General features: G+C 40.4%; 1 protein-coding gene. It reads left to right on the top strand.

Going from position 1 to position 260, the window contains the following annotated elements:
* On the top strand, window positions 1–260 hold a 260-nt coding region (locus tag AAEY57_RS20325), incomplete at both ends, for a hypothetical protein (RefSeq protein ID WP_350608701.1).

Genomic DNA, 260 nt, shown 5'->3' with positions numbered 1-260 from the left:
TTAGAACAAGCTGATTTTTCTGCCACTTTAATCACTATTGAAAAGGTAATGAAGCAAGTTAACGGCGAGTTTGCACTCGTTATTGGTGAAGAAACCGTACCACTAGATACCTGTGAAGGTGCATTTATTAGTGCTTGGGATCATGGTGATGTGAGCTTTCTAAAAGAGGCTAGAGATGAATGGCAAACACCCCTTAACGATTTTAAATTAAGGCTGTCTAAGGTCAACATAGGTAACCGAGGGCGTGAAACCCTTGATAA

Source organism: Pseudoalteromonas sp. MER144-MNA-CIBAN-0113, from assembly GCF_040308965.1.
GTDB classification, from domain to species: Bacteria; Pseudomonadota; Gammaproteobacteria; order Enterobacterales; family Alteromonadaceae; genus Pseudoalteromonas; species Pseudoalteromonas tetraodonis.
This window is presented reverse-complemented; position numbering and strand designations above follow the sequence as displayed.